This is a genomic window from Micromonospora sp. NBC_00617, assembly GCF_045161355.1.
Lineage (GTDB): Bacteria > Actinomycetota > Actinomycetes > Mycobacteriales > Micromonosporaceae > Micromonospora.
Genome location: NZ_CP107751.1, coordinates 141,076 through 164,899 on the forward strand (window position 1 = coordinate 141,076; position 23,824 = coordinate 164,899).

At 69.1% G+C, this 23,824-nt stretch carries 24 protein-coding genes and 2 tRNA genes; 18 read left to right on the plus strand and 8 right to left on the minus strand.

All coding sequences use genetic code 11. The features are described from left to right. Positions 1-206 precede the first annotated feature (206 nt). The 4 genes from OG505_RS00685 (at position 207) to OG505_RS00700 (ending at position 7,376) form a co-directional block, all read left to right on the plus strand. Complete coding sequence (locus tag OG505_RS00685; protein WP_405430229.1) at positions 207-3,062, plus strand: PQQ-dependent sugar dehydrogenase; 2,856 nt, start codon at positions 207-209, stop codon at positions 3,060-3,062. 75 nt (positions 3,063-3,137) lie between these two features. Beyond that, positions 3,138-5,246: a ThuA domain-containing protein gene (locus tag OG505_RS00690; RefSeq protein ID WP_405430230.1), complete on the plus strand. Its 2,109-nt coding sequence runs from the start codon at positions 3,138-3,140 to the stop codon at positions 5,244-5,246. 432 nt (positions 5,247-5,678) lie between these two features. Next, positions 5,679-6,155, plus strand: a complete 477-nt coding sequence (locus OG505_RS00695; protein WP_405430231.1) for a sensor histidine kinase — start codon at positions 5,679-5,681, stop codon at positions 6,153-6,155. A 213-nt stretch (positions 6,156-6,368) separates the two neighbouring features. Further along, entirely contained in the window at positions 6,369-7,376 is a 1,008-nt protein-coding gene (locus OG505_RS00700) for a sugar phosphate isomerase/epimerase family protein (RefSeq protein WP_354854580.1), read from the plus strand. Positions 7,377-7,485: 109 nt separating this feature from the next. Here the strand turns inward: OG505_RS00700 and OG505_RS00705 are convergent, their stop codons facing one another. Then, positions 7,486-7,890 (minus strand): hypothetical protein, encoded by a 405-nt coding sequence (locus tag OG505_RS00705; protein ID WP_405430233.1) that lies wholly within the window; start codon positions 7,888-7,890, stop codon positions 7,486-7,488. A 292-nt stretch (positions 7,891-8,182) separates the two neighbouring features. Here OG505_RS00705 and OG505_RS00710 point away from each other — a divergent pair. The 9 genes from OG505_RS00710 (at position 8,183) to OG505_RS00750 (ending at position 14,233) form a co-directional block, all read left to right on the plus strand. Beyond that, positions 8,183-8,255, plus strand: a tRNA-Asn gene (locus tag OG505_RS00710). Positions 8,256-8,896: 641 nt separating this feature from the next. Beyond that, a complete protein-coding gene (locus tag OG505_RS00715) occupies positions 8,897-11,020 on the plus strand; it encodes an MMPL family transporter (protein ID WP_405430234.1) in 2,124 nt (707 codons plus the stop codon). Further along, positions 11,010-12,248 (plus strand): FAD-dependent oxidoreductase, encoded by a 1,239-nt coding sequence (locus OG505_RS00720; protein WP_405430236.1) that lies wholly within the window; start codon positions 11,010-11,012, stop codon positions 12,246-12,248. Before OG505_RS00715 ends, OG505_RS00720 begins: the two co-directional genes overlap by 11 nt. Before the next feature lie 76 nt (positions 12,249-12,324). After that, positions 12,325-12,453 (plus strand): hypothetical protein, encoded by a 129-nt coding sequence (locus OG505_RS00725; RefSeq protein ID WP_405430238.1) that lies wholly within the window; start codon positions 12,325-12,327, stop codon positions 12,451-12,453. Positions 12,454-12,522: 69 nt separating this feature from the next. Further along, positions 12,523-12,663: a hypothetical protein gene (locus OG505_RS00730; protein ID WP_405430239.1), complete on the plus strand. Its 141-nt coding sequence runs from the start codon at positions 12,523-12,525 to the stop codon at positions 12,661-12,663. Positions 12,664-12,724: 61 nt separating this feature from the next. After that, positions 12,725-12,798 (plus strand) — tRNA-Ile (locus OG505_RS00735). Positions 12,799-12,911: 113 nt separating this feature from the next. Further along, entirely contained in the window at positions 12,912-13,196 is a 285-nt protein-coding gene (locus OG505_RS00740) for a type II toxin-antitoxin system Phd/YefM family antitoxin (protein ID WP_046571873.1), read from the plus strand. Continuing rightward, positions 13,193-13,480 (plus strand): type II toxin-antitoxin system RelE/ParE family toxin, encoded by a 288-nt coding sequence (locus OG505_RS00745; protein WP_405430241.1) that lies wholly within the window; start codon positions 13,193-13,195, stop codon positions 13,478-13,480. The genes OG505_RS00740 and OG505_RS00745 overlap by 4 nt, the downstream gene beginning before the upstream one ends. Positions 13,481-13,540: 60 nt before the next feature. Then, positions 13,541-14,233, plus strand: a complete 693-nt coding sequence (locus OG505_RS00750; protein WP_405430243.1) for a tetratricopeptide repeat protein — start codon at positions 13,541-13,543, stop codon at positions 14,231-14,233. Between the two features lie 207 nt (positions 14,234-14,440). On the opposite strand, the gene OG505_RS00755 is transcribed toward OG505_RS00750, so the two are convergent. Further along, positions 14,441-15,034 (minus strand): TetR/AcrR family transcriptional regulator, encoded by a 594-nt coding sequence (locus OG505_RS00755; protein ID WP_405430245.1) that lies wholly within the window; start codon positions 15,032-15,034, stop codon positions 14,441-14,443. Positions 15,035-15,125: 91 nt separating this feature from the next. On the opposite strand from OG505_RS00755, the gene OG505_RS00760 reads away from it, so the two are divergent. The 4 genes from OG505_RS00760 to OG505_RS00775 are packed head-to-tail and all read left to right on the plus strand — an operon-like array spanning position 15,126 to position 20,065. Then, on the plus strand, positions 15,126-15,617 hold the full coding sequence (locus tag OG505_RS00760; protein WP_405430246.1) for a hypothetical protein: 492 nt from the start codon (positions 15,126-15,128) through the stop codon (positions 15,615-15,617). A 39-nt stretch (positions 15,618-15,656) separates the two neighbouring features. After that, a complete protein-coding gene (locus OG505_RS00765; protein ID WP_405430248.1) occupies positions 15,657-16,664 on the plus strand; it encodes an alpha/beta hydrolase in 1,008 nt (335 codons plus the stop codon). Between the two features lie 18 nt (positions 16,665-16,682). After that, positions 16,683-18,353 carry an ABC transporter ATP-binding protein gene (locus OG505_RS00770; RefSeq protein ID WP_405430249.1) on the plus strand — a complete coding sequence of 557 codons (1,671 nt, stop codon included), beginning with the start codon at positions 16,683-16,685 and terminating at the stop codon, positions 18,351-18,353. Continuing rightward, complete coding sequence (locus OG505_RS00775) at positions 18,350-20,065, plus strand: ABC transporter ATP-binding protein (protein WP_405430251.1); 1,716 nt, start codon at positions 18,350-18,352, stop codon at positions 20,063-20,065. Before OG505_RS00770 ends, OG505_RS00775 begins: the two co-directional genes overlap by 4 nt. 178 nt (positions 20,066-20,243) lie before the next feature. Here OG505_RS00775 and OG505_RS00780 read toward each other — a convergent pair whose 3' ends face one another. The 6 genes from OG505_RS00780 to OG505_RS00805 all read right to left on the minus strand — a co-directional run bounded on the left by OG505_RS00780 (position 20,244) and on the right by OG505_RS00805 (position 23,079). Continuing rightward, positions 20,244-20,696 carry an SUKH-3 domain-containing protein gene (locus OG505_RS00780; protein ID WP_405430253.1) on the minus strand — a complete coding sequence of 151 codons (453 nt, stop codon included), beginning with the start codon at positions 20,694-20,696 and terminating at the stop codon, positions 20,244-20,246. After that, a complete protein-coding gene (locus tag OG505_RS00785; RefSeq protein ID WP_405430254.1) occupies positions 20,696-21,214 on the minus strand; it encodes a hypothetical protein in 519 nt (172 codons plus the stop codon). The genes OG505_RS00780 and OG505_RS00785 overlap by 1 nt, the downstream gene beginning before the upstream one ends. Continuing rightward, a complete protein-coding gene (locus tag OG505_RS00790) occupies positions 21,207-21,701 on the minus strand; it encodes a hypothetical protein (RefSeq protein WP_405430255.1) in 495 nt (164 codons plus the stop codon). Before OG505_RS00790 ends, OG505_RS00785 begins: the two co-directional genes overlap by 8 nt. 3 nt (positions 21,702-21,704) lie before the next feature. Beyond that, positions 21,705-21,971, minus strand: a complete 267-nt coding sequence (locus OG505_RS00795) for a hypothetical protein (protein WP_405430256.1) — start codon at positions 21,969-21,971, stop codon at positions 21,705-21,707. Positions 21,972-22,029: 58 nt separating this feature from the next. Continuing rightward, positions 22,030-22,476 carry a YbaB/EbfC family nucleoid-associated protein gene (locus OG505_RS00800; protein WP_405430257.1) on the minus strand — a complete coding sequence of 149 codons (447 nt, stop codon included), beginning with the start codon at positions 22,474-22,476 and terminating at the stop codon, positions 22,030-22,032. Positions 22,477-22,635: 159 nt separating this feature from the next. Further along, complete coding sequence (locus tag OG505_RS00805) at positions 22,636-23,079, minus strand: hypothetical protein (RefSeq protein WP_405430258.1); 444 nt, start codon at positions 23,077-23,079, stop codon at positions 22,636-22,638. Positions 23,080-23,355: 276 nt separating this feature from the next. Here OG505_RS00805 and OG505_RS00810 point away from each other — a divergent pair, with 276 nt between their 5' ends. Further along, positions 23,356-23,763 (plus strand): YciI family protein, encoded by a 408-nt coding sequence (locus OG505_RS00810; RefSeq protein ID WP_405430260.1) that lies wholly within the window; start codon positions 23,356-23,358, stop codon positions 23,761-23,763. Positions 23,764-23,824 lie beyond the last annotated feature (61 nt).

The window sequence follows — 23,824 nt, forward strand, 5'->3', positions numbered from 1 at the left end:
TCGATCAAATCGACGAAAGTTGATGCTGGATCGTCGGAAGGTATAGACACATCTACAAGCGCGACTTAGTGTCGGGGCCAACACGACATTGTTTCGTCGAGGTGAACCGGCGGCGCGGTAACCCATCGACCCCCACCACCGCTACGGCATCCGGCGCGACGGCGCGCGCCCGGCCTGGCCTCACTCGTCAGGAAGGGACAGCACAGATGTCCAACAAGGACGCACCCCCTCGTCGATCCCGACGATGGCTCTCCGCCGGATCGGCCCTGCTCCTCGTGGCCGCGGCCGGCACGGTCACCCTGGCGGCCAGCCCAACACCGGCCCAGGCGCACACGATCAACGCCACCGACTTCCAGCAGGTCGAACTCGCCCGTGGCGTGTCCGACATGGGGGAGCCGATGTCGTTGGCCGTGCTGCCGGACCGCTCGGTCCTGCACACCGCCCGCAACGGCACGCTGCGCCGCACCGACGCGAACGGCACCACGTCGGTGATCGGCACCCTGTTGGTCTACAACCACGACGAGGAGGGTTTGCAGGGCGTCGGCGTCGACCCGAACTTCACCAGCAACCGGCAGATCTTCCTCTACTACGCGCCACCGCTGTCCACCCCCGCCGGCGACGCGCCCGCGACCGGCACCGACTTCTCGGCCTGGCAGGGAGTGAACCGCCTCTCCCGGTTCACCCTCAACAGCGACTTCACGGTCAACCAGGCCAGCAAGGTCGACGTCCTCGACGTGCCTGCCGACCGCGGTCTGTGCTGCCACGTCGGCGGGGACATCGACTTCGACGCCGCCGGCAACCTCTACCTGTCCACCGGCGACGACACCAACCCCTTCGAATCCGCCGGCTACTCGCCGCTGGACGAGCGGACCAACCGCAACCCGGCGTACGACGCGCAGCGCAGCGCCGGCAACACCAACGACCTGCGGGGCAAGATCCTGCGGATCAAGGTGAACGCCAACGGCACGTACTCCATCCCGTCGGGCAACCTGTTCGCCCCCGGCACGGCCAAGACCCGGCCGGAGATCTACGCGATGGGGTTCCGCAACCCGTTCCGGATCAGCGTGGACAAGGGCACCGGCGTCGTCTACGTCGGTGACTACGGGCCGGACGCCGGCAGCACCAGCTCCACCCGCGGGCCGTCCGGCCAGGTCGAGTTCAACCGGGTCGCGGCGCCGGGCAACTACGGCTGGCCGTACTGCACCGGCACCAACACCACCACCGAGACGTACAACGAGTGGGACTTCGCCACCAACACCAGCGGAGCGAAGTACAACTGCGCCGGCGGGCCGACCAACAACTCGTTCCGCAACACCGGCCTGACCACCCTGCCGCCCGCCCAGCCGGCCTGGATCCGGTACGCCGGCGACGCCGGCACCCCGACCGAGTTCGGCGGCGGCTCCGAGTCGCCGATGGCCGGCCCGGTCTACCGCTACAACGCCTCGTCGACCTCCACCACCAAGTTCCCGCAGTCGTTCGACGGCCAGTTCTTCGCCACCGAGTTCGGCCGGGGCTGGATCAAGCCCATCCACGTCAACTCCGACGGCTCCCGGGGCACCATCGACACATTCCCGTGGGTCGGCAAGCAGGTGATGGACTCGGCCTTCGGCCCGGACGGCTCCTACTACGTGCTCGACTACGGCACCGGCTACTTCAACGGTGACGCCAACTCGGCGCTCTACCGCTTCGACTACGTCGCCGGCGGCAACCGGGCGCCCAGCGCCGCGGCGAGCGCGAACAAGACCTCCGGCGCGGCCCCGCTGACCGTGGTGTTCTCCTCGGCCGGCTCGTCCGACCCCGAGGGCGGGGCGTTGACCTACTCGTGGAACTTCGGCGACGGCACCACCTCCACGACGGCGAACCCGACGAAGACGTACAGCACGAACGGCACCTACACCGCCACGCTGACCGTACGGGACCCGCAGGGTGCCACCGGCAGCGCCAGCGTGCAGATCAACGTTGGCAACACCGCGCCCACGGTGACCATCAACAACCCCGGCAACGGGCAGTTGTTCAGCTTCGGTGACACCGTGCCGTACAGCATCACGGTGACCGACCCGGAGGACGGCACGATCGACTGCACGAAGGTCAAGATGACCTACGTGCTCGGGCACGACCAGCACGGGCACCAGATCACCTCGAAGACCGGCTGCTCCGGCTCGATCACCATCCCGGTCGACGGTGAGCACGACGACGCGGCGAACATCTTCGCCATCTTCGACGCCGAGTACACCGACGCCGGTGGGCTGACCACGCACACCCAGCACACGCTGCCGCCGCGACACCGCCAGGCCGAGTTCTTCGGCAGCTCGTCCGGGATCAACGTGTTCAGCAAGACCCCGGCCGAGGGCGGCAAGACCGTCGGCGACATCAACAACGGCGACTGGATCGCGTTCCAGCCGTACCGGCTGGGCAACGTCACCTCGTTCACCGCCCGGGTCTCCTCGGCGGGCTCCGGCGGCACCCTCCAGGTGCGGGCCGGCTCGGCCACCGGCACGGTGCTCGGCTCCGCCACCGTCCCGGTGACCGGCGGCTGGGAAACCTTCACCACGGTCACGGGAGCGATCACCAACCCGCCGACCGGCACCACCACGCTCTACCTGACGTTCGCGGGTACGGGCACCGGCGCGCTCTACGACCTGGACGCGTTCACCTTCACCACCGGCTCGGCCCCCACCGGCGGGACCGGTCCGATCAAGGGTCTGGGCGGCAAGTGCCTGGACGTGCGCAACGCCGCCACCGCCGACGGCACGCAGATCCAGATCTACACCTGTAACGCCAGTGCGGCCCAGACCTGGGCGGTCACGCCGAACTCCACCATCAAGTCGTTGGGCAAGTGCCTCGACGTCTCGGGTGCGGCCACGGCCGACGGCACCAAGATCCAGCTCTGGACCTGCAACGGCACCGGGGCGCAGAACTGGTCCGCGCAGGCCGACGGCACGCTCCGCAACGTGGCGTCCGGCAAGTGCCTCGACGTCTCCGGCAACAGTTCGGCGGACAGCACCGTAGTGCACCTCTGGACCTGCACCGCCGCCGCGAACCAAAAGTGGACCCTGCCCTGAGTTGAAAGGAAGGGCCCCTTGTTAACGCCTAGTGTTGTACAAGGGGCCCCTCCTAACAGTCTTTAGGAGAGCGACATGCGCAGACTCCTGCGACCCGTCCTCGGCGCGGCCACCGCCGTCCTCGCCGTCATCGCCTGCACCACCCCGGCCACCCCAGCCAGCGCCGCCGACGCCCCCTACGACGTGCTGGTGTTCTCCAAGACCGCCGGCTTCCGGCACGACGCGATCCCGGTCGGCATCCAGACCATCCGCGACCTGGGCGCCGCGAAAAATTTCACCGTCACCGCCACCGAGGACGCCGCCGCGTTCACCACCGCCAACCTCGCCCAGTACGAGGCGGTCGTCTTCCTCAACACCACCGGTGACGTGCTCAACGCCAGCCAGCAGACCGCCTTCGAGTCGTACATCGCTTCCGGTCGCGGGTACGTGGGTGTGCACGCCGCCGCCGACACCGAGTACGACTGGCCGTTCTACGGCAACCTGGTCGGCGCGTGGTTCGCCTCGCACCCGGCCATCCAGCAGGCCAACGTCAAGGTGGAGGACCGGGGGCACGCGGCGACCGGCCACCTGCCGCAGACCTGGACCCGCACCGACGAGTGGTACAACTACCGCACCAACGCTCGGTCGACCGCGCACGTGCTGGCCACCCTGGACGAGTCGTCGTACTCCGGTGGCGGGATGGGCGCCGACCACCCGCACTCCTGGTGCAAGAGCTACAGCGGCGGCCGGTCCTTCTACACCGGCGGCGGGCACACCCAGGCGTCGTACGCCGAGCCGAACTTCCGGAACCACCTGCTCGGCGGCATCCGGTACGCGGCCGGTGTGAGCAAGGCCGACTGCCGGCCCGAGACCGGCTACACCCCGCTCTACAACGGCTCCACCACCGGCTGGTCGCAGGCCGGGCCGGGCAACTTCACCAACTCCGACGCCACCCTCACCTCGGTGGGCGGCATGGGCCTGTACTGGTACAGCGCGAAGCAGTTCACCAACTACTCGCTGAAGCTGGACTGGAAGCTGGCCGGCGACGACAACTCGGGCGTGTTCATCGGCTTCCCGCCGTCGAGCGACCCGTGGTCGGCGGTGGACAACGGCTACGAGATCCAGATCGACGCCACCGACGCGGCGGACCGTACCACCGGCTCGGTCTACACCTTCAAGTCCGCGGACCTCGCGGCCCGCGACGCGGCGCTCAACGCGCCGGGGGAGTGGAACACCTACGAGCTGCTGGTCGAGGGCGAACGGCTCCAGATCTTCCTCAACGGGGTGAAGATCAACGACTTCACCAACACCAATCCGGTACGGTCGCTCGCCGGCCACATCGGCATCCAGAACCACGGCACCGGCGACGACGCCTCGTTCCGCAACATCCGAATCAAGGAGTTGGGCACCACTCCGCCGCCTACCGGCACGATCCAGGCCGAGGCGTTCAGCTCGGCCAACGGCGTCTCCGCGTTCACCAAGGCGGGCGCCAACGGCGGCCAGACCATCGGCTACATCGACCCGGGTGACTGGGCGGCGTACAACGGCGTGGACCTGACCGGCGTCACCTCGTTCACCTCCCGGGTCGTCTCCGGCGGCGCGGGCGGCACCATCCAGGTCCGCACCGGCTCGGCCACCGGTCCGGTGCTCGGCACGGTCACCGTGCCCAACACCGGCAGCTGGACGACGTTCGCCAACGTCACCGCGGCGCTGTCCAACGTCCCGTCCGGCACCCAGAACCTCTACCTCACGTTCGGCGGTAGCGGCACCGGGCTCTTCGACGTGGACGACTTCACCCTGGTCAAGGGGACCGGCGGCAGCACCGGGGTCGGCCCGGTCAAGGGCCTCGCCGGCAAGTGCCTGGACGTGCGCAGCGGCGCCACGGCCGACGGCACCCAGATCCAGATCTACACCTGCAACGGCAGTACGGCGCAGACCTGGACCGTGACGCCGAACTCGACGATCAAGGCGCTCGGCAAGTGCCTCGACGTGTCCGGCAGCGGCACCGCCGACGGCACCAAGATCCAGCTCTGGACCTGCAACGGCACCGGCGCGCAGAACTGGGCGGCCCAGGCCGACGGCAGCCTGCGCAACACGGCCTCGGGCAAGTGTCTGGACGTCTCCGGCAACAACTCGGCGGACAGCACCATCGTCCACCTCTGGACCTGCAACGGCGCGGCCAACCAGAAGTGGACCCTGCCCTGACCTGCCGAATGCACCGAGCCCACCGGGCTCACTGAGCGCGCAGGGGCCGCCGGTCACGGCTGACGGCCCCTGCGAGCCACCCGCTCCCGATGCCGCCAGACCCCGGTGCGACCCGTTCCCCGGAATCACCTGATCCTGGTGTGCACCACAGCGACACCGGACGCGCCCCGCCTCACCGGGCGCGTCCTTGCCGAGGCCGATGTCGCCGAAGAGGGGTATACCTGTGAGTCATAAATATAACTCACAGGTATACCCCTCTCGACAATCCATGATCGGGGCGGTCGGGGCGGTCGGGGCGGTCGGGGCGGTCGGGGCGGTCGGGGCGGTCGGTGCCGCCGGTGCCGCTGGGCGCGTTGCGTGGACGCCGCGGGCTCACTCTCAGGAGGCTGCCGTACCTTGACCAGTATGGGGCGTTTCGCGCGATGGCGCCGGATGGCGCGGACCCAGGGGCACCGCCTGCGCGCAGCGCTGCACCGGGCCGACGAGCCCGACCCGTTGACCGGGCCGGCTCCCAGCCTGAACCGTCTCGACGCGCTGGCGGAGGGCTTCGCCGCAGGTCAGCCCGTGCGCTGGAGCCTCGGCGGGGCACCCCGGCCGCTGCCCGGCGCGGTCGACGTGGCGGCGTACCGGATCATCGAGGAGTCGCTGGCCGACGTGCGCCGACACGCCCCCGGCGCGGCGGTCGCGGTCCGGCTGCGCTACGACGCCGAGGGCATCACCATCGAGGTACGCGACGACGGCGCCGATGCCGCGACGCCGGCCGGGGAGACCCGGGGCGCCGGGCGAGGGCTGGCCGCTGTGCGCGGGCGCACCGAGCGGGTCGGCGGCACCTTCTCGGCCGGCCCGAATCCCGGCGGCGGGTTCACCGTCCGGGCGGTCCTGCCCGCGCCCGAAGAAGCGGCCGAGTGACGATCCGGGGCTTTCGCGATGACCCCCGGCGGAAATAGGGTGGAGGCGGCGACCGTGACGGTGGCCGGTGGCCCGGTGGGAGGCGCAACCCGTCGGGCTCAGGTGCGCTCGGCACCCACCGGTGTTCCGCCTCGGTGCCACGTACCGGTCTGACCGGTCACCCTCGCCCCGGTCCGCACAAGGGAATCCCCATCACATCAGGGGAGAAGGACAATGGCGCGACCCATCACGCTCTTCACCGGCCAGTGGGCCGACCTTCCGTTCGAGGAGGTCTGCCGGCTCGCCTCCGAGTGGGGCTACGACGGTCTGGAGATCGCCTGCTGGGGCGACCACTTCGAGGTCGACAAGGCGCTCGCCGACGACTCGTACGTCGACCGCAAGCGGGAGACGCTCGCAAAGCACAACCTCGAGGTCTTCACGATCTCCAACCACCTCGTCGGTCAGGCGGTCTGCGACCATCCGATCGACGAGCGGCACCAGGACATCCTGCCCGCCCGGATCTGGGGCGACGGGGAGCCCGAGGGGGTCCGCCAGCGGGCCGCCGAGGAGATCAAGGACACCGCGCGGGCCGCGGCGAAGCTCGGAGTGAAGACCGTCGTCGGGTTCACCGGGTCGTCGATCTGGCACACCCTGGCGATGTTCCCGCCGGTGCCGCCGTCGATGATCGAGCGCGGCTACCAGGACTTCGCCGATCGGTGGAACCCGATCCTCGACGTGTTCGACGAGGTCGGGGTGCGGTTCGCGCACGAGGTGCACCCCAGTGAGATCGCGTACGACTACTGGACGACCAAGCGGACGCTGGAGGCGATCGGCAACCGGCCCGCGTTCGGGCTGAACTGGGACCCGTCGCACTTCGTCTGGCAGGAGCTGGACCCGGTGAACTTCATCTTCGACTTCGCCGACCGGATCTACCACGTGGACTGCAAGGACGCGAAGGTGCGTACCGGCGACGGCCGGCGCGGCCGGCTCGCCTCGCACCTGCCCTGGGCCGACCTGCGCCGCGGCTGGGACTTCGTCTCCACCGGGCACGGCGACGTGCCCTGGGAGGACTGCTTCCGGGCGTTGAACGCGATCGGCTACACCGGTCCGATCTCCGTCGAATGGGAGGACGCCGGGATGGACCGCCTGGTCGGCGCCCCGGAGGCGCTGCAGTTCGTCCGCCGGCTCGCCTTCGACGCCCCGAGCGCCGCCTTCGACGCGGCGTTCAGCAGCAAGGACTGACCACAGCTCGAACAGGCCACGGGCCGGTCGCCTCTCGGCGACCGGCCCGTCGACGTGCGATGGGTCTACGTGCGATGGGTCTACGTGCGATGGGTCTACGTGCGATGGATCAGAGCGTGCTGGCGTTGGTGCCCGAGCCGGACGGCTTGGTGCGGGGGTTGGTGGCCGACGGCGACCCGGAGGTCGTGCCGACCGTGCTGCTGCCCGCCTTGGCGCCCACGGTGGCGGGCGTGCCGGCGAACGCGTCGTCGGCGGCGGTCAGCTCCTGCTTGCCGGTGCTGCCGTTGCCGGTGCCCAGCTTCTCGCCCAGCTTGGTCTGGCCGAGCTTGTCCTTGCCCTCGCTGTAGAGCTTGTTGGCCTGGGCCTGCGCGACCCCGGCCGCCTCCTGGACGGTCGGGTGGTCGAGCACCTTGCGGCCCCGGACCACGAGCTCTTCGTACTTCTCCCGGCCGGCACGAGCGCCCAGGACGAATCCCGCAGCCAGCCCGCCAAGAAACATGATCTTTCCGCGCATGGCGGCTCCTTCCGTACCTGACGCGCCGTCGCCCCGGCGGGTTGCCCCGTCGGGCGCGACAAATTCGCGCCTGCGTCCTCTGTCCGCAGCTAACTACCCATCCTGCTCCCCGCTCAAGCCTGCTTGTGCCGGGATGGCGATTTGTCCCGATTGCGATTCGGCTGTGGCGCTGACCTGCGAATCTGGATCAAGGCGGATGCGGGTGGAACCCACTGGCCCACCACCGGGGAATGTCCTGTACTCTTGTCCCGTCGCACGGCACCGGCGAAATCCGGTTCCGGGCGGTGCACGATCCCCTGTAGCTCAATTGGCAGAGCAGCCGGCTGTTAACCGGCAGGTTATTGGTTCGAGTCCAATCGGGGGAGCTTCTCCACCAACGCCCGTCGGCACTACGCCGACGGGCGTTCCTGCTATCCCCCCCGCCCCCGGGCAGCTCCTCCCGTCCGGGCCGCCCGCCCCCTGCCCTCCGCGATCTTGCACTTACTGTCCCGGCGTAAGGGGCACTCTTCGCATATCCACGACCGAAACTGCAAGGTCGGCGCGGGGTTCTGCGGCGCGGCTGCGTTGGCGGGGTGGGGTCGGCGTTCGTGGCAGCAACTTCGGGGATGTTGCTGTCTCCCTCGGGCCTGAGGCAGCAATATCCCCGAAGTTGTGACGATCTTGGGGCGGGGCGGGGCGGGGCGGGGCGGGGCGGGGCGGGGCGGGGTGGGGGCGTGGAGGGCGGTGTGCGGTGGCGCGGGGCGTGAGGGCGTGGGGCGTGGTGGAGTGCGGTGTGCGGTGTGCGGTGGCGCGGTGGCGCGGGGGCGTGACGGCGCGGCGTGCGAGGGGCGTGGGGCGCGGTGTGCGGGGGTGTGTGGGGCGCGGGGGTGTGGGGCCGCGGTGTGTGGGGGTGTGGGGCGGAATGGGGGGTTTGGGTCGCTTGCGGCTCGCCTGCCCGGCAGGATGGTCGATGTCGACCTAGACTCCAGCTGCGTCGATTGATGCATCGATTCATGGGGTGAGCGCAATGTCCGGACGAGGGGGTTTCGGTCGGGCCACACTGGTCGCGGTGGCGGTCGTGCTGGCCTGGCTGGTGATCGGCGGTGTGGCCGGCCCGTACGCCGGGCGTCTCAGCGAGGTCGCCACCAACGACAACGCCGCCTTCCTGCCCACCGACGCCGAGGCGACCCGTGCCCAGGACCTCGCCGGCGGGTTCGTCGACCGGCAGACCGTGCCGGCGCTGGTCGTCTACGAGCGGTCGGCGGGGATCACCGACGCGGACCGGCAGCGGGTGAGCGCCGACGCCGCCCGCTTCGCCCAGGTGCCCGGCGTGGTCAACCCGCTGCCCCCGCCGATTCCCAGTGAGGACGGCCAGGCACTCCAGGTCGTCGTGCCGGTGGACGACGCCGAGGGCGAGGAGGTCGGCTCGGTCGTCGAACAGCTACGCGACATCGCCGGCGGCGACCGGGGCGGGCTCACCGTGGACGTCGCCGGCCCGGCCGGCCTGCTCGCCGACCTGATCGAGGTCTTCTCCGCCATCGACGGGCCGCTGCTGCTGGTCACGCTCGTGGTGGTCCTGATCATCCTGCTGATCGTCTACCGCAGCCCAGTTTTGTGGATCTTTCCGCTGCTGGCGGCCGGAATGTCGTACGCGCTGGCCTCGGTCTTCGTCTACCTGCTCGCCGACGCCGACATCGTCAAGCTCAACGGCCAGGCCCAGGGCATCCTCACCGTGCTGGTCTTCGGCGCCGGCACCGACTACGCGCTGCTGCTGATCGCCCGGTACCGCGAGGAGCTGCACCGGCACGACCGCCCGTGGGACGCGATGCGTGCCGCGTGGAGGGGCGCCGCTCCGGCCATCATCGCGTCCGGCGGCACGGTCATCGTCAGCCTGCTCTGCCTGCTGCTGTCCAGCCTCAACTCGAATCGGGCGCTCGGCCCGGTCGCCGCCATCGGCATCGCCGCCACCCTGCTGGTGATGCTCACCTTCCTGCCGGCGTTGCTGGTGCTCGGCGGCCGGTGGGCGTTCTGGCCCCGACGTCCCCGAGCCGACCAGGCCGACCCGCGAACCGAGCACGGCATCTGGAGTCGCATCGCCGGTTTCGTGGCCCGGCACGCCCGACCGATCTGGCTGAGCACCGCCGTCGTCCTGGCTCTCCTCACGCTCGGCCTGACCCAGCTCGGCGCCACCACCCTCGGTCAGTCCGACCTGTTCACCCAGCGCACCGACTCGGTGGACGGCCAGGACGTGATCGCCCGGCACTACCCGGCCGGCACCGGCAGCCCGGCAACCATCTTCACCACCGAGCAGAGCGCGCGGCAGGTGGCGCAGGTGGCCCAGGGCGTACGCGGCGTCGCCGACGTCCGTCCACTCTCCAGCGGCCCGCAGACCGGCCCAGCCGAGGAGAACACCCCGCCGAAGGTCGTCGACGGGCGGGTGCAGTTGGAGGCGACGCTCGCCGACCCGCCCGACAGCGACAGGGCCGAGCAGACCATCCGCGACCTGCGGGTGGCCGTGCACCAGGTGCCCGGCGCGGACGCCGTGGTCGGCGGCTTCACCGCGATCAACGTGGACACCTCGGACGCCGCGAAGCGCGACCAGAACGTGATCATCCCGGTGGTGCTGGTGGTCATCGCGGTGATCCTGGCCCTGCTGCTGCGGGCCCTCCTCGCTCCGGTGCTGCTCATCGGCACGGTGCTGCTCAGCTTCGCGGCGACCCTCGGTCTCTGTGCGCTGCTGTTCCGCCACGTCTTCGACTTCCCCGGCGTGGACTCGTCGTTCCCGCTGTTCGCGTTCGTCTTCCTGGTCGCCCTCGGGATCGACTACAACATCTTCCTGATGAGCCGGGTCCGGGAGGAGTCGGTCAAGCGGGGCACCCGCGCCGGTGTGCTCGCCGGCCTCGCCGTCACCGGCGGGGTGATCACCTCCGCCGGCATCGTGCTCGCCGCGACCTTCTCCGCCCTGGCCGTCCTGCCGCTGGTGGTGCTCGTCGAGCTGGGTACCGCCGTCGCGATCGGGGTACTGATCGACACGATCATCGTCCGGTCGCTGCTGGTGCCCGCGCTCGCGTACGACATCGGGCCGAAGATCTGGTGGCCGGGCCGGTTGTCCCGGGCGAACGGCGAGCGGGAGGCGCGCGATGCTCGCTGAGACCGACGTGGTCGTCGTCGGCGGCGGCCTGGCCGGCCTCGCCGCCGCCCGCCGGCTGCACCGCGCCGGCGTGCCCTGGCGCCTGCTGGAGGCCGGCGGCCGGCTCGGCGGCCGGGTCGCCACCGACGTCGTGGACGGCTACCAGATCGACCGCGGCTTCCAGGTGCTCAACACGGCCTACCCGCGGCTCGGCACACTGCTCGACACCGACCGGCTCAACCTCGGCTGCTTCACGTCCGGGGTGCTGGTGCGCCGGGGCGACGACCTGCTGCGTCTGGTCAATCCGTTGCGGGAGCCGGCCGGCGGGCCGCGTACCGCGCTGGCCGGCGTGGGCTCGCTGCTCGACCGGCTGCGCTTCGCCGCGCTCGCCACCGGCTGCGCCACACTGCCGGTGTCCCGGCTGCTCTCCGCGCCGGAGACCAGCGCCGAGACGGCGCTGCGCCGCGCCGGCCTCTCCGACGCGATCATCGAGGAGCTGCTGCGGCCGTTCCTGTCCGGGGTGTTCATCGACCGGGAGCTGGCCACCTCCAGCCACGTGCTCGCGATGGTGCTGCGCTCGTTCGCCCGCGGCCGGATCGGCCTGCCCGCCGAGGGGATGGCCGCGCTGCCCCGGGCCATCGCCGACCCGCTCCCCGCCGACCTGCTCGACCTGGACACCCCGGTCGCGCAGGTCGCGCCCGGGGTGGTCCGCACCCAGGCCGGCGACATCCGCTGCCGGGCCGTCGTGGTCGCCGTCGACCCGCCCGCCGCGGCCGCGCTGCTGCCGGCCCTGGCGACGGTACGCATGCACAGCTACACGACCTACTACCACAGCGCGCCCGAGCCGCCGCTCGCCGAGCCGATCCTGCTCGTCGACGGCGACCGGCGGGAGATCGTGGCGAACACTGTGGTGCTCAGCAACGCCGCCCGTACGTACGCGCCCGCCGGACGGCACCTCGTGGCCACCTCGGTGGTGGGTCCGACGGCCCCGCCCGAGTCGACCATCCGGGCCGAGTTGACCCGGCTGTACGGTCGATCCACCGCCGACTGGACCCACCTCACCACAGTGGCCGTCCCGGACGCGTTGCCCGCCGCGCCGCCGCCGCAGGGGCGGCTGCGCAAGCCCGTGTCGATGGGGGAGGGGCTCTTCGTGGCCGGTGACCACCGCGACAGTCCATCGATCCAGGGCGCTCTCGCCAGCGGCTGGCGTGCCGCCGGGGCGGTGCTCGAGGAGTTGCGCGCCGGCTGAGCCCGCCCCGAACGAGGGCCCCGCGGCCATAGCGGATCATCTATGAGTGTTGCCGTGCGCGCCCATCGAGCCGACGATGTTCAACCTGCTCCCGGCGGCGCTGCCGGTCATTGACGCTCAGGTGCCGGCCGACCGGCACATCGCCATCCCGCCCGCACATCGGACGCCATCCCGCCGCCGGGCGGTCGGCGGCCACGCCCGCTGACCGCCCGTGGTGGGAGATCGCGGCAATCGTGGTCAGCGGCGCGGCCGTCCTGTTGCAGGCGCGGCGAGCATGCTGCTGACGTACGTCATTGTCGCCGCGGGCACCGCGCCGGGCGAGGAATGGTTCGGGGGCGTCGCCGTGGTGTGCTGGCTGCTCACTGTTATCCTCGCGTTGCCCATCGTGCTGCTGTGGCGACGGCGGCGGAGATGAGGCGGGGCCACACCGGCGCTGGCCCGTGATCCACCGGGCGGGATAAGATCCGCGCGGTGTCGGGGCGGTAGCTCAGCCGGTTAGAGCAGGGGACTCATAATCCCTCGGTCGCGGGTTCGAGTCCCGCCCGCCCCACGCAACTTTCTGACCTGCCGTTTCGTGGCGATGCGTGTTCATCATGCGAACCGTCAGCGTGGTGTCTGAAGGAACGGTAGACGCCCCAGCGGATTTTGGTCATACTTGTGACTATGACGACGCTGCCGTTGGGGGAAGTGAAGACTCGGCTCTCTGAGCTGGTGGGGCGGGTGCACGACCACCACGAACGGGTGACCGTGACCGTGCATGGTCGGCCGTCCGCCGTGCTGGTGTCGGTGGAGGACTTGGAGCGTCTGGAGGAAACCGTCGCGGTTCTCGGGGATGCGGACACCCTGCGGCGGCTGGCCGACTCCGACGCAGAACTGGCCCGAGGTGAAGAGGTGTCCGCCGACCAGCTCGCGGAGACCATTCGCGCCCGTCGCGCCTCGGCCGCGTGAGCCCCCGGCTGCCGGAAGATCCGTACACGCTTCGCACCACGCCGACCGTCCGTCGAGCGCTCGCCGAACGATTGCCGGAGGCCGTCGCTGTCGCCGCGTACGAGTTCATGACCGGGCCGTTGGTGCGAGAGCCCTACCGAGTCGGGAAGCGCTTGTTGCCGCCGTTGTCGGATCGGTTCAGCGCCCGGCGAGGCACCTACCGGATCATCTACCGCATCGACGACGACAACCGCACCGTGACCGTTGTGGACATTGATCACCGAAGGGATGTGTACCGCTCCTGACGCCCCTGGCTCCCCGCGCCCGGTGGCGTCAAGGCATTCATTGCGGTAGGTGTCGTGTCGATGAGTGTGGCTGACGAGGCTGCAGCCCTTGAGGCTGAGGTGGAGCAGTATCCGGATGAGCGAGGTGAGATCCTGCTCGAGGCTGCCGACGCATGGCGCCGGGCGGGGCGGTTCGACCGAGCAGCCGACCTGCTGACCAGGCTGTTCACTGACGGCGGTGGTGACGGCTGCTACGCGATGGCGCAGCTCGCTGAGGTGCGATTCGAGCAGGGCGACGTCGATGAGGCTTATGTCGTGCTGGATGGCCTGGCTCATGACGCAGCGATGGATGACGGTCACTGCACGTTGGTCGCTGAGCTGCTCGCCGAGCGCGGCGACCTGCATGGTGCGTTGCGCTGGTACGACCGGGCGGTGGCACGCCTGCCGGCTGAGGAGTTGCAGGTGCTTCGTGGCCCGGATGGTTGGATGCAGATGTCCTCGGTGATGATTCGCGGCCGTCGGGAGGTCCGTCGCCAGTTGGACCTGGTGCCGGATGCCACCGATGAGCTGGCTTCGGCGGCGCCGCCACAGCGGCAGCGGCTTGTCGACGCGGATGGTGTGCGGGACGCCGTGGCCTCTGGACGAGTGCCACGACAGGGTGCGGATGCTGATCTTTCAACGCCAGGAGCGGGCCGAGGCGCGACGGCGGTGGCCGCAAGCGCACGACATGACCGACGACGAGCACTATCAGGCTGCCGAGCGCCGTTGGCGTGAGTTGGCGAACCGGCAAGAGTCGCCGGTTGGTTCGCATGGTGGTACCTGCGGCCCACCCTTGAAATCGCAGGTCAGCGACCCTGGTCGAGTGATCATCGACCGGGTCGCTGACTCGCTTTCCGGTCCGGCGTCTCACGGTTTCGCGCAAGTGCCGCTCCCTGCCTCGGCGTCAGACGCGGTGGAACTGGCGGCCCGGAGTCAAATGCCTTACTTCGGCCAGAGCTCCCGCAGCGGACGCAGCCCTTCCTCGACGTACCAGGCGATAGGCCGGGTGCGGTCATCGAGGTACCACTGTTCGAGGCATGCGAAGTAGCCGAAGGCCAGCGCGTTCGCGACCACTCGCGCCTGGGTCGGGCTGAGCGCGTCGGAGGAGACGAGCAGGGGGGTAATGAGCTGACTCGCTCGATCGAGCGAGGCTTGTGCAGCCAAGCGCACGGACGGTTCGGTGAAGAAGTACCGCACGCGCCGCCACGGGATGTCCGCCGATGGGTCGACGCTGTCTCCCCCCGAAGTCCGGGGCGCTTCATAGGCGACCACCGCCTCGATCAGGCTGCCTATCGGATCTCGGGGATCCAGAACGGCACCGAGCGTCTCCTGCCCCCAGTTGTCGAACTCGTCGGCGACGAGGAGCCCTTCTTTGGTGCCGAAATATCGGTAGATCGAGGAGGGGGAAACTCCTGCGGCTTCAGCGACGTCCTCGATCTTCACGGCCGGGAATCCCCGCTCGTCGAACAGGTCCAGCGCGCGTTCCTGGATCGTCCGCATCGCTGCTAAACGCCAGCTTTCCCGAAGCCCCGGCATGCCGGAACGCTAACACCACGGCCCGCAAACAGCAAGCCACTGTCAGTTAGGTGTTGACTACCTGTCGCCGGGCTGCGTAGAGTCGCTATCTGTGAGACAGTCACTTTCTAAACGGCCCGGTGATGAGAGCGTCCAGAAGCGTCGGGTTCGTCGCTTGCCCACAGCCTTGATCTGGGGCGCAATCGTCACATCTGGGCTCGTCCTTGCCGTCACGATCATCGATCAGGCCGGCAGCCGGCAGCTCTACGGGTTCACCGAAGCCGCGTACGCACCACATGGGTTGACGCCGGATCCGGGGCTGGTCTACGCGATTCTGTATGCCGTCGCCATAACAATCACCCTGCTCTGGGGATTCGTATTTCTGCTGTCGCGGAAGCGGGGATGGTGGGCTCCAGTTCGGTCGGCGGTTGCGACCTTCGTGACCGGTGTGACCGCGATTCTGCTGCTGACTTCTACCGAGTACGGCGAGCAGGTCTTCTCCCCGGTGTGGGGGCTCCTGGTGCTCACCCCCACCGTTCTGGGCATCATTGCGACAATCCTGCTGGTGCGTGATGCGCCGGCTTCCAAAAGAACCGTCTCATGAAGCCGGAAGCGGAAGATTCCTCACACGCGAAGAAGAGCTATGAATGACAACACGGATCGACCTCCGCTGCGAATTCGGCTCTATGCCGCCCTCGGAAAGGAGCCCGAGTGGTCGCAGATGACGGCCGAAGAACTGCGCACCCTGCAGCTCACGGTGAACCGTAAGCGTGCCTCGCCCCTGGCCCGCGTCATCACCGGCCGCATGAATCCGCACGCCACGGCCGACTGGCGCGAAATCGTCCTACCGGGGCGCACGCTGGCGGTACGCGTCTATCGCCCCGGGGCAAGTCGACCCGACGACACGGCCCGTGCGCTTCCGCTCGTGCTGCACGTGCACGGCGGCGGCTTCGTCGGCACGGCCGCGCAAAGCGACTGGATCAACAGCCACCTCGCCGCCCACCTGCCAGCGGTTGTCATCTCTGTCGAGCATCGACTGCTCGCACCGGACACCCCGCTCTCCGACGCTGTCGATGACGGTTGGGACGCGCTTGAGCACATCTACCAAGGCCCGGACACCTGGGGAGTCGATCCCGAACGGGTCGCCGTGTTCGGCGAAAGCACGGGAGGGCTGATCGCCGCACTCGCGGCGATCCGGGCGCGCGACAGCGGTCTCTCGCTGCGCGCGCAGGTGCTGGCCAATCCCTGCGTGGATGTCGCCTCCAGCATGAACGACTTGCCCTCGTACGCCCGCTACGCCGACAACCCCACGCTGACCACCGGGCAGATGGAAATGTTCCTGCGTCTCGGTCTTCCCCCAGGAACGGATGCTTCGGCCCTGTCACCTCTGGCTACGGCGGATGCCAGCGGGCTCGCCCCTGCCCTTGTTGTTGTGCCCACGCACGATCCGATCTCTGACCAGGGGCGACGCTACGCCGAACGGCTTCAGGAAAGTGGATCTCCCGCTCGGGTGGCGGAGTATCCGGGTGCCACCCATGCCTTCCTGAGCATGCCGAACCTCGTGCCCCAGGCGAAGGCGGCCCGCACGGAGATCACCAACTTCTTGAGAGAGCGTCTGAACACGGGAGCGGCGCCCCGCACACGTGAGTGACCCGAAGGAATACCGATCATGCAGACCCGGGATCTCCTACTGCCCTACCGACGCCGGTTCGCGGCGATCATCCTGCTCTACGTCCTCGGCTCCGTCGCGGGCCTCGCACCACTTCTGGCTGTGGTGGAGATCGGAAGGGTCTTCCTCTCCGTTGGCCCGACAGACCACCGGCGTGCCTGGGTCGCTGTGGCGTTCGGTGCCCTCGGGCTCATCGTCGGCGTCGTGCTCACTGCCGTGGCGGCGGGGTTGGGGCATGTGCTCGACGGGAACGTGCAGCTGAGTTTCCGCAGAGAGCTCGCCGCGAAGCTCGGTCGCGTGCCACTCAGCTGGTTCTCCGGGCGCCGAACCGGGGAACTTGCGAAAGCCGTGGGCGAAGACGTGAGCACCGTCCACCCGTTCATCGCCCACGCGCCGGGCGAACTCGTCTCTGCCTTCATCGTTCCCCTCGTCGCACTCTCCTATCTCTTCACCATCGACTGGCGACTGACACTCATCACGCTTGTTCCCGTCGTGCTGGCGGTCGCACTGGTGCCGTTGATGATGACGCCTCCCCGGCTGCGTGAGCAACAGGAGTTCGATGAGGCGATGGAGCGCATCACCAGTGCGGTCATCGAATTCGTCGAAGGGATCGCCGTGGTGAAGACCTTCGGCGGTTTCGGGCGCGCTCACCATCGGTTCCGTACCGCCGCCGACGGCTTCGTCACGGTCTTCACACGATGGGTGCGGGGAATCTCCCGCCCCGCCGCGGCGATGCAGTTCGTCCTCTCCCCGGCATTCGTGCTACTGGTCGTCCTGACCGGCGGCACGGCGATGACCGTAGCGGGGGGCATGGCGGCCGTCGACGTGTTGCCCTTCCTCCTGTTGGGGATGGGGTTGACAGCTCCCGTCGCCGTTCTCGGCCACGGGTTCGACGATTTTCAGGCGGCCGGACGCGCGGTCGCCCGGATCGAGGAGGTGCTCTCGACACCATCGATGAGCGAGCCACAGCCGTCCGCGATACCAGATGGTCACCGAGTGGAATTCCGCGGCGTTCACGCGGGATACGGGGACCACGAGGTGCTCAAGGGGATCGACCTGGTGCTCGAACCCGGCACGACGACGGCGTTGACCGGCCCATCCGGCAGCGGCAAGTCCACGCTGGTAGAGCTGCTTCCGAGATTCTCGGACCCGACCGCGGGCACGATACTCCTCGGTGGAGTCGACCTGCGGGACCTGAGCAGCAGCGAACTCTACCGAAACATCTCCTTCGTGTTCCAGGACGTCCGGGTCCTCCGCGCGACGATCGCGGAAAACATCTCGCTCGCCGTTCCGCACGCGGAGCACGCGGACATCCTCAGGGCCGCCCGGCAGGCGAACATTCACCGCCGGATTCTCCAGATGCCCCGCGGCTATGCATCCGTGATCGGTGTGGACGTGGAGCTGTCCGGCGGGGAGAAGCAGCGGATCTCCCTGGCTCGCGCGCTGCTCGCCGAAACACCCGTGCTGGTGCTCGATGAGGCCACCTCGTTCGCCGACCCGCAGACCGAACGCGCCGTGCGTCAGATGCTGGCCACCCAGGAAAAGACCATCCTGATGATCGCGCACCGTCCCGAGTCCATCTCCGAAGCCGACACCGTACTGGTGCTCAAGCACGGACGCATCGAAGAACCACGCCGCCGAGTGGCGCGAATGGAGAGCCGACCCCGATGATCCGCCTGCTGTTGCGTGTCCTGGGACAGCAATACGCGTCGCCGCTACGACGTACCGTCGCGCTGATGGTCGCCGCGGCGGTCCTCGAAGGTGTCTCCTATGCGCTCCTCGTCCCTGTCCTCCGCGCCCTGTTCGGCCCGTTCCCCGAGACGGCCTGGCCCTGGATCATCGCCTTCGCGAGCGCCGTCGCCGTCTACGGCGTCGTCCGCTATGTCGGCGACCTCACGGGCTTCCGGGTCGGCGCGGCGCTCCTGCGTGGCACCTACCATCGCCTCGGCGATCACCTGGCGTCACTGCCGATCAGTTGGTTCTCCGCCGCGCGAATCGGCGACGTTTCCGTCTTGGCGGGACGAGGGGTCCTCCAGGCGATGAGTGCAATCGCTCATCTGCTCGGCCCCCTGATCTCAGCGACCGTGACCCCAGCGACAATCGCCGTCGTCATAACCTGTGTCGACTGGCGTATCGGGCTTGCCGCGTTCGCGGTCGCACCGACGATCGTCGCCATCGACCTCTGGACCGAGAAGTCGGCAACCTCGGCCGACACGGACCGCGTCACACGAGAGCAAGAAGCAACGGCACGAGTGGTGGAGTTCCTTCACGCGCAACCGGTACTACGGGCCGGTAGCCGGAACGCGGAACGCTTCGAGATCTTGGACCGCTCGTTGCGCGAACTCGAAATCGCCGCACGCCGGACCACGTTCGCCACCCTCCCCGGCGCAGTAGGACTGACGTCCGTCGTGCAGGCAGCATTCATTGCGCTCCTGACTCTCGCTACCTACTTTGCCCTGGCCGGTGAACTCCTGGCCGCAGATGCGCTGGCCATTGTGCTTCTGGCCACGCTGAGCGCCAAGCCGCTACTGTCCTTGACCGAGATCAGCGGGAGGATCCGTGGCGCGCGCACGGTACTCATCGGCATCAACGACGTACTCCAGACAAAGCCGCTACCGGTCGCTGCCCACCCCGAAACCCCCGCACATCACGGCCTGGAACTCGACTCGGTGACACTGCGCGACGGTGACCGCGCAGTGATCGAGGACGTCTCACTGGACGTCCGGAGCGGAGAAAGAATTGCTCTGATCGGGCCGTCGGGCGCAGGTAAGAGCACAATACTGAAACTTCTCGCACGATTCTCCGACGTAGACGCCGGTGCGGTGCGTATCGGAGGAGCCGACGTCAGGGACATCGACCCCGTGACTCTGATGGCACAATTCTCGATTGTCTTCCAGGACGTCTACCTCTTCGACGGGACAATTGAACAGAACGTCCGCCTCGGACGCCCCGACGCCACTGACGCAGAAGTGCGATCCGCCGCTACTGCCGCACAGTTGGACGATGTCATTGCTCGGCTGCCCCAGGGCTGGGCGACCGAAGTCGGAGAAGGTGGAGCGCGGCTCTCCGGCGGTGAACGCCAACGAGTGTCCATCGCACGCGCTCTGCTGAAGAACGCACCGATTGTCCTGCTCGACGAGGTGACATCCGCACTGGATCCCGTGAATGACGCCGCCGTGCACGCGGGTATCGACCGGCTGCGCGAAGGACGCACGGTCGTCATGGTGGCGCACAAAATGCGTTCCGTGCAAGATGTCGACCGCATCGTCTTCCTCGACCATGGCCGAATCCTGGAACAAGGCACTCACGCGGAACTCATGCACGTGAATGGTCGCTACGCCGAGTACTGGAAGATCGCGGATCCGGCCGAGGTCGTGGTGTGAGGCGCGTCCGGCGAGGTCACGGCGCCGGTCCGCTAGCCGTCCCACTCGCGAAACGGTACAGCCGGACAGGCGGGTGGCGCAGCCCGTGAGATCAGCTGGGCGGTGCGTGGACCGCCTCGGGCGAGGTGCGCCGTGACTGGGGTGGCCGGCACGCTTCAGTCGCCACCGCTGGAGGCCGTCACTGCCCGGCCGAGGCCTCTTCGCCCTCGAGCAGTCGGCCCAGGCCGGTCAGGCCGGGGCCAATCCTCTTGACCTGGTCGTTGAAGAGCAGATGGATCGTGCCGTCGGCGTCCATGGCCAGGCTGGCGTGCCCGTCGTGCTCCTCGCCGAGCGGGTAGAGCTGACCGGCCGTGGGTCCGGAGAGGCTGTCGAACCACCCCTTCTGACCGAGGCACAGCAGTGGGTCGAGGCGTACACCGATGCGGGCGGAGTCCCGACCGGGACCGCTCACCGGCACGACCAGACCACCGAACTCGGTCAGGAAGGCACGTGCGGGAGCGTGCATGGCAAAGCCCTCCGGGGCGAGCCCCGACTCCCATTCGCCGACATCCACCCGCCGGCGTGGCGTCCAACCTGCCATCCTGAGTGTCTGGGCCGCACGGTCCGGCAGTGCGCGGTCGTCTCCCCGCATCACAGCACCTCCCTCAGGTCGAACTCGTTGCGCAACGCCTTACAACTGTTGCAGCACGGGTTGTGCGCGCCATGGCCGGGGTTGCCCGGAGCGCGAATCCGCGCGGCGCCGATCGCGCCACCGCGCGGGTCGACGCCACGGTCCAGCAGCTTCGACAACGACTGCGGCAGCGCACAGTTGCCGTGCCACGGCGCACGAAGGTTCTGCGGCACTCGGTCGAGCGCACCGGCCACCTGGCGGTGGTGCGGATAGATCTTGTCGGGGCCGTCGCTCACCGACACGGCGGTGTGTCGCCCGTCCGCCGTGGTCACGGCCTCGGCGGTGCCATTGACCCGGCCGTTGCGCTGCTGGCGGTCGGCCTCCTGGCGGGCCCGATAGGACGCCTGCCGCGCGGGAGAAGCGTTCCTGGTAGGCCGCGCGCCCGGATCACCACGGCGCCGACGCTTGACCTTCCGGAGGTCTCTGACCCATTCCCGGGCGAACCTGGCGGCGATCTTACCGGTGCGGTTCTTACCCATCGGCCAACCGCCAGAGGGCCTCCTGCATCAGGTTGCCGACGATGGTGCGCGTGAGTGTCTGGAACACCGGAATCTCCAACAGCGACGCGCCGAACGTCGGGCCAGCGGTGGCGATCGCCTGCGCGATCTGGATCGCCAGCAGGGTCAGTTGCACGATGACCGCGATCTTCAGGGCCAGCACGATCGCGGCGCAGATCATCAGCCCGGCACCGCCGACCACGGCCCCGGTCCCGTTGCTCTGCAGGCTGTCGACCGGGCTCTCCTGTTGGCCCCACCAGGCCCGGAATGCCTCAATGTCGGCACTCTTGTTGCCGGTCAGCGCGTTTCTGGCGGCCGTCTCCGCCTGCTGGACGAACTCGGCTACCTCATTGCTGAATTCGCACCACGCCTGGCCGAGCTCGAAGAGCTTCTGTTCGTCCGAAGCGGGCCAGGTGTAGCCCAGGATGTCGAGCAGGCTGCGCAGCTCGCCCGGAATCTGCAGACCCACGCGTCAGCCTTCCATCCGTCTGAGGAGTACGCGAAAGAGGTCGCCGTTGTCGGCCTCGTTCGCTTCGTGGGAACGAGCCATCGCCGTGAGGTCGTCGCCAGCGAAACCGAGCTCCTCGAGCGCCTCGCCCAGTGACTCGAAGACGAACGACGCTGCCTCGTCGTACGCCACACCGAGCAGTGACCCGGTCTCGTCGTCGCCGAACGCGGGACCGATCGACGCCAGTCGGGCCTGGAAGGCAGTCAGCCTGTCGGCAAAGCCGTCCGCCAACGACCGCATGGTGGTGCCGGCGGCCGCGAGGCTCTCTGGGTCGATCTGCACGGCGTCGTCACCCGCCTCGGCGACCCAGCCGGTCCTGCGCGTCGGCGAGGCCGTCGAGGAACGTGGTGAACTGCCTGGCGGCATCCTGCTGGATCTCGGTCAACTGCCGCCCAAGGTCACTCAGGTCGACCGGCCCCGCGGTGGACGCCGTTGCCTGCTGCAGATCTGCCATGGCGTCGTTGACCGCGGTCATGATGTGCTCGGTCAGGGTCGTGAGGTCGAGCCGCCGGAGACGGGGGTCAACCTCCAGCGCGGTCAGCCGGCCCGGCGGCGCGGCGGAAACCCGGACCATCCCGTCCGCAGCCTCGCCGCGCCCCTCAGGCTGGGGCACGTCCGCTTGCTGCGCCCCGCCCGACTGCTGCGCGGACAGCGCACGCATCGTGTCGGCGAGCGCCTTGTCGATCCCGTACGGGTCCGTCGACGCCATCTCAACCCCCGGATCCGCGCTCAGCATGCCTCACCGAGATTTTAGGAGACGGAGTCACTTCCTGCCGTCCGCCGAAGGGCACGGTGACAGCGTTACTGGCGGCCGTCCACGGCGGACAACGCCCGCTCCTCGTGAGCGCGTCTCCCTGCCTTGGCGACAGGGGAGCGCGCCGCACCCCGCGGTAACTCAGGCGGTCCGCGAGACGGTCGGCTGGGCCCTCGGGTGGTGAACCAGGCCGCCGACTCTGGCCACGATGCCGTCTCGGGTCTGTGTCGCCGTCGCGAGGACGGCTGACGGGCGGCCGAGCGCGTCGCCCTGGTGAACTTCGATGTCGCTGTGGCGGGACGTGTCGAGCACGTAGGCGAAGCAGCCGAGATAGCCGAGCCGGCGACACTCGGCTGCCAGCCGGGCCAGATCGGGCCGCAGTGCTGACAGCGTCCGGCGTTCTCGAACGCGGACGAGAAGCCGGGGCGTGCCGGGCGAGGCGACCCGGAGGTCGTCGGCGACGATGTCGCTCGGCGTCAGACCGAGGGCCGCGATGATGGCGCTGCTGGCGGGCGCGACGGGGTCCGACAACGCGATGAGGCTGCCGCCTCGCCCGTCGCGAGTGCAGGCGTCCACCACGATCACCTGTGGGCTGGGCATCAGGCCGTGGCGTCGGCGACGCTCGGTCCTCGTACCTGCCGTCCCGGCCTGGGCGTCGTCATCGCCTGTGCAGCCCCTCTCGATGCTTCGATTTTCGACACAGTAGCCCCGAGTCGTGACAGTGCCGGGCGTGACCATCCGGAGCGGCTCGGTGGGGCTGGACGATCCGGCCGCGCGGCGTAGCGTCGAATCCGTGCCGAGCCGTTCGTAGTACAGACAGGAGGCGGTCGGAGGAGGCCGCCGGGACGAGGGAGTCTCGTAATGCCGCGGTATCTGATCTCGTTCAACGAGGGCGCGATGGACCACATCCCCGCCGAGGACTGGCCCGACGTGGGCAAGGCCTCGCACGCGGTGGTCGAGGAGGCCGTGACCGCCGGCGTGTGGGTGTTCGGCGCCGGACTGGAGAGGCAGCAGGCGAGCATCGTGGCCACGGACGGAACGGTCACCGACGGTCCCTACCCGGAGACCAGGGAGGTCGTCGGCGGGTTCTCGGTCGTCGACGTGGCCACACGCGAGGACGCGCTGGCGTGGGCTGCCAAGATCGCCACCTCGTGCCGTTGCGCGCAGGACGTTCGGGAGCTCATGCCCGATCCCGAGACGGACGCGATGATCCGCCAGGCCGCCAGTCGGGGCGACGGCCCGACGGCGTCTGATCGAGGACCCGCGTGACCCGCTACGACGGCACGTCAGGCGACACCCGCAACGGCCCGTACACCGGGCAGAGCCGGCG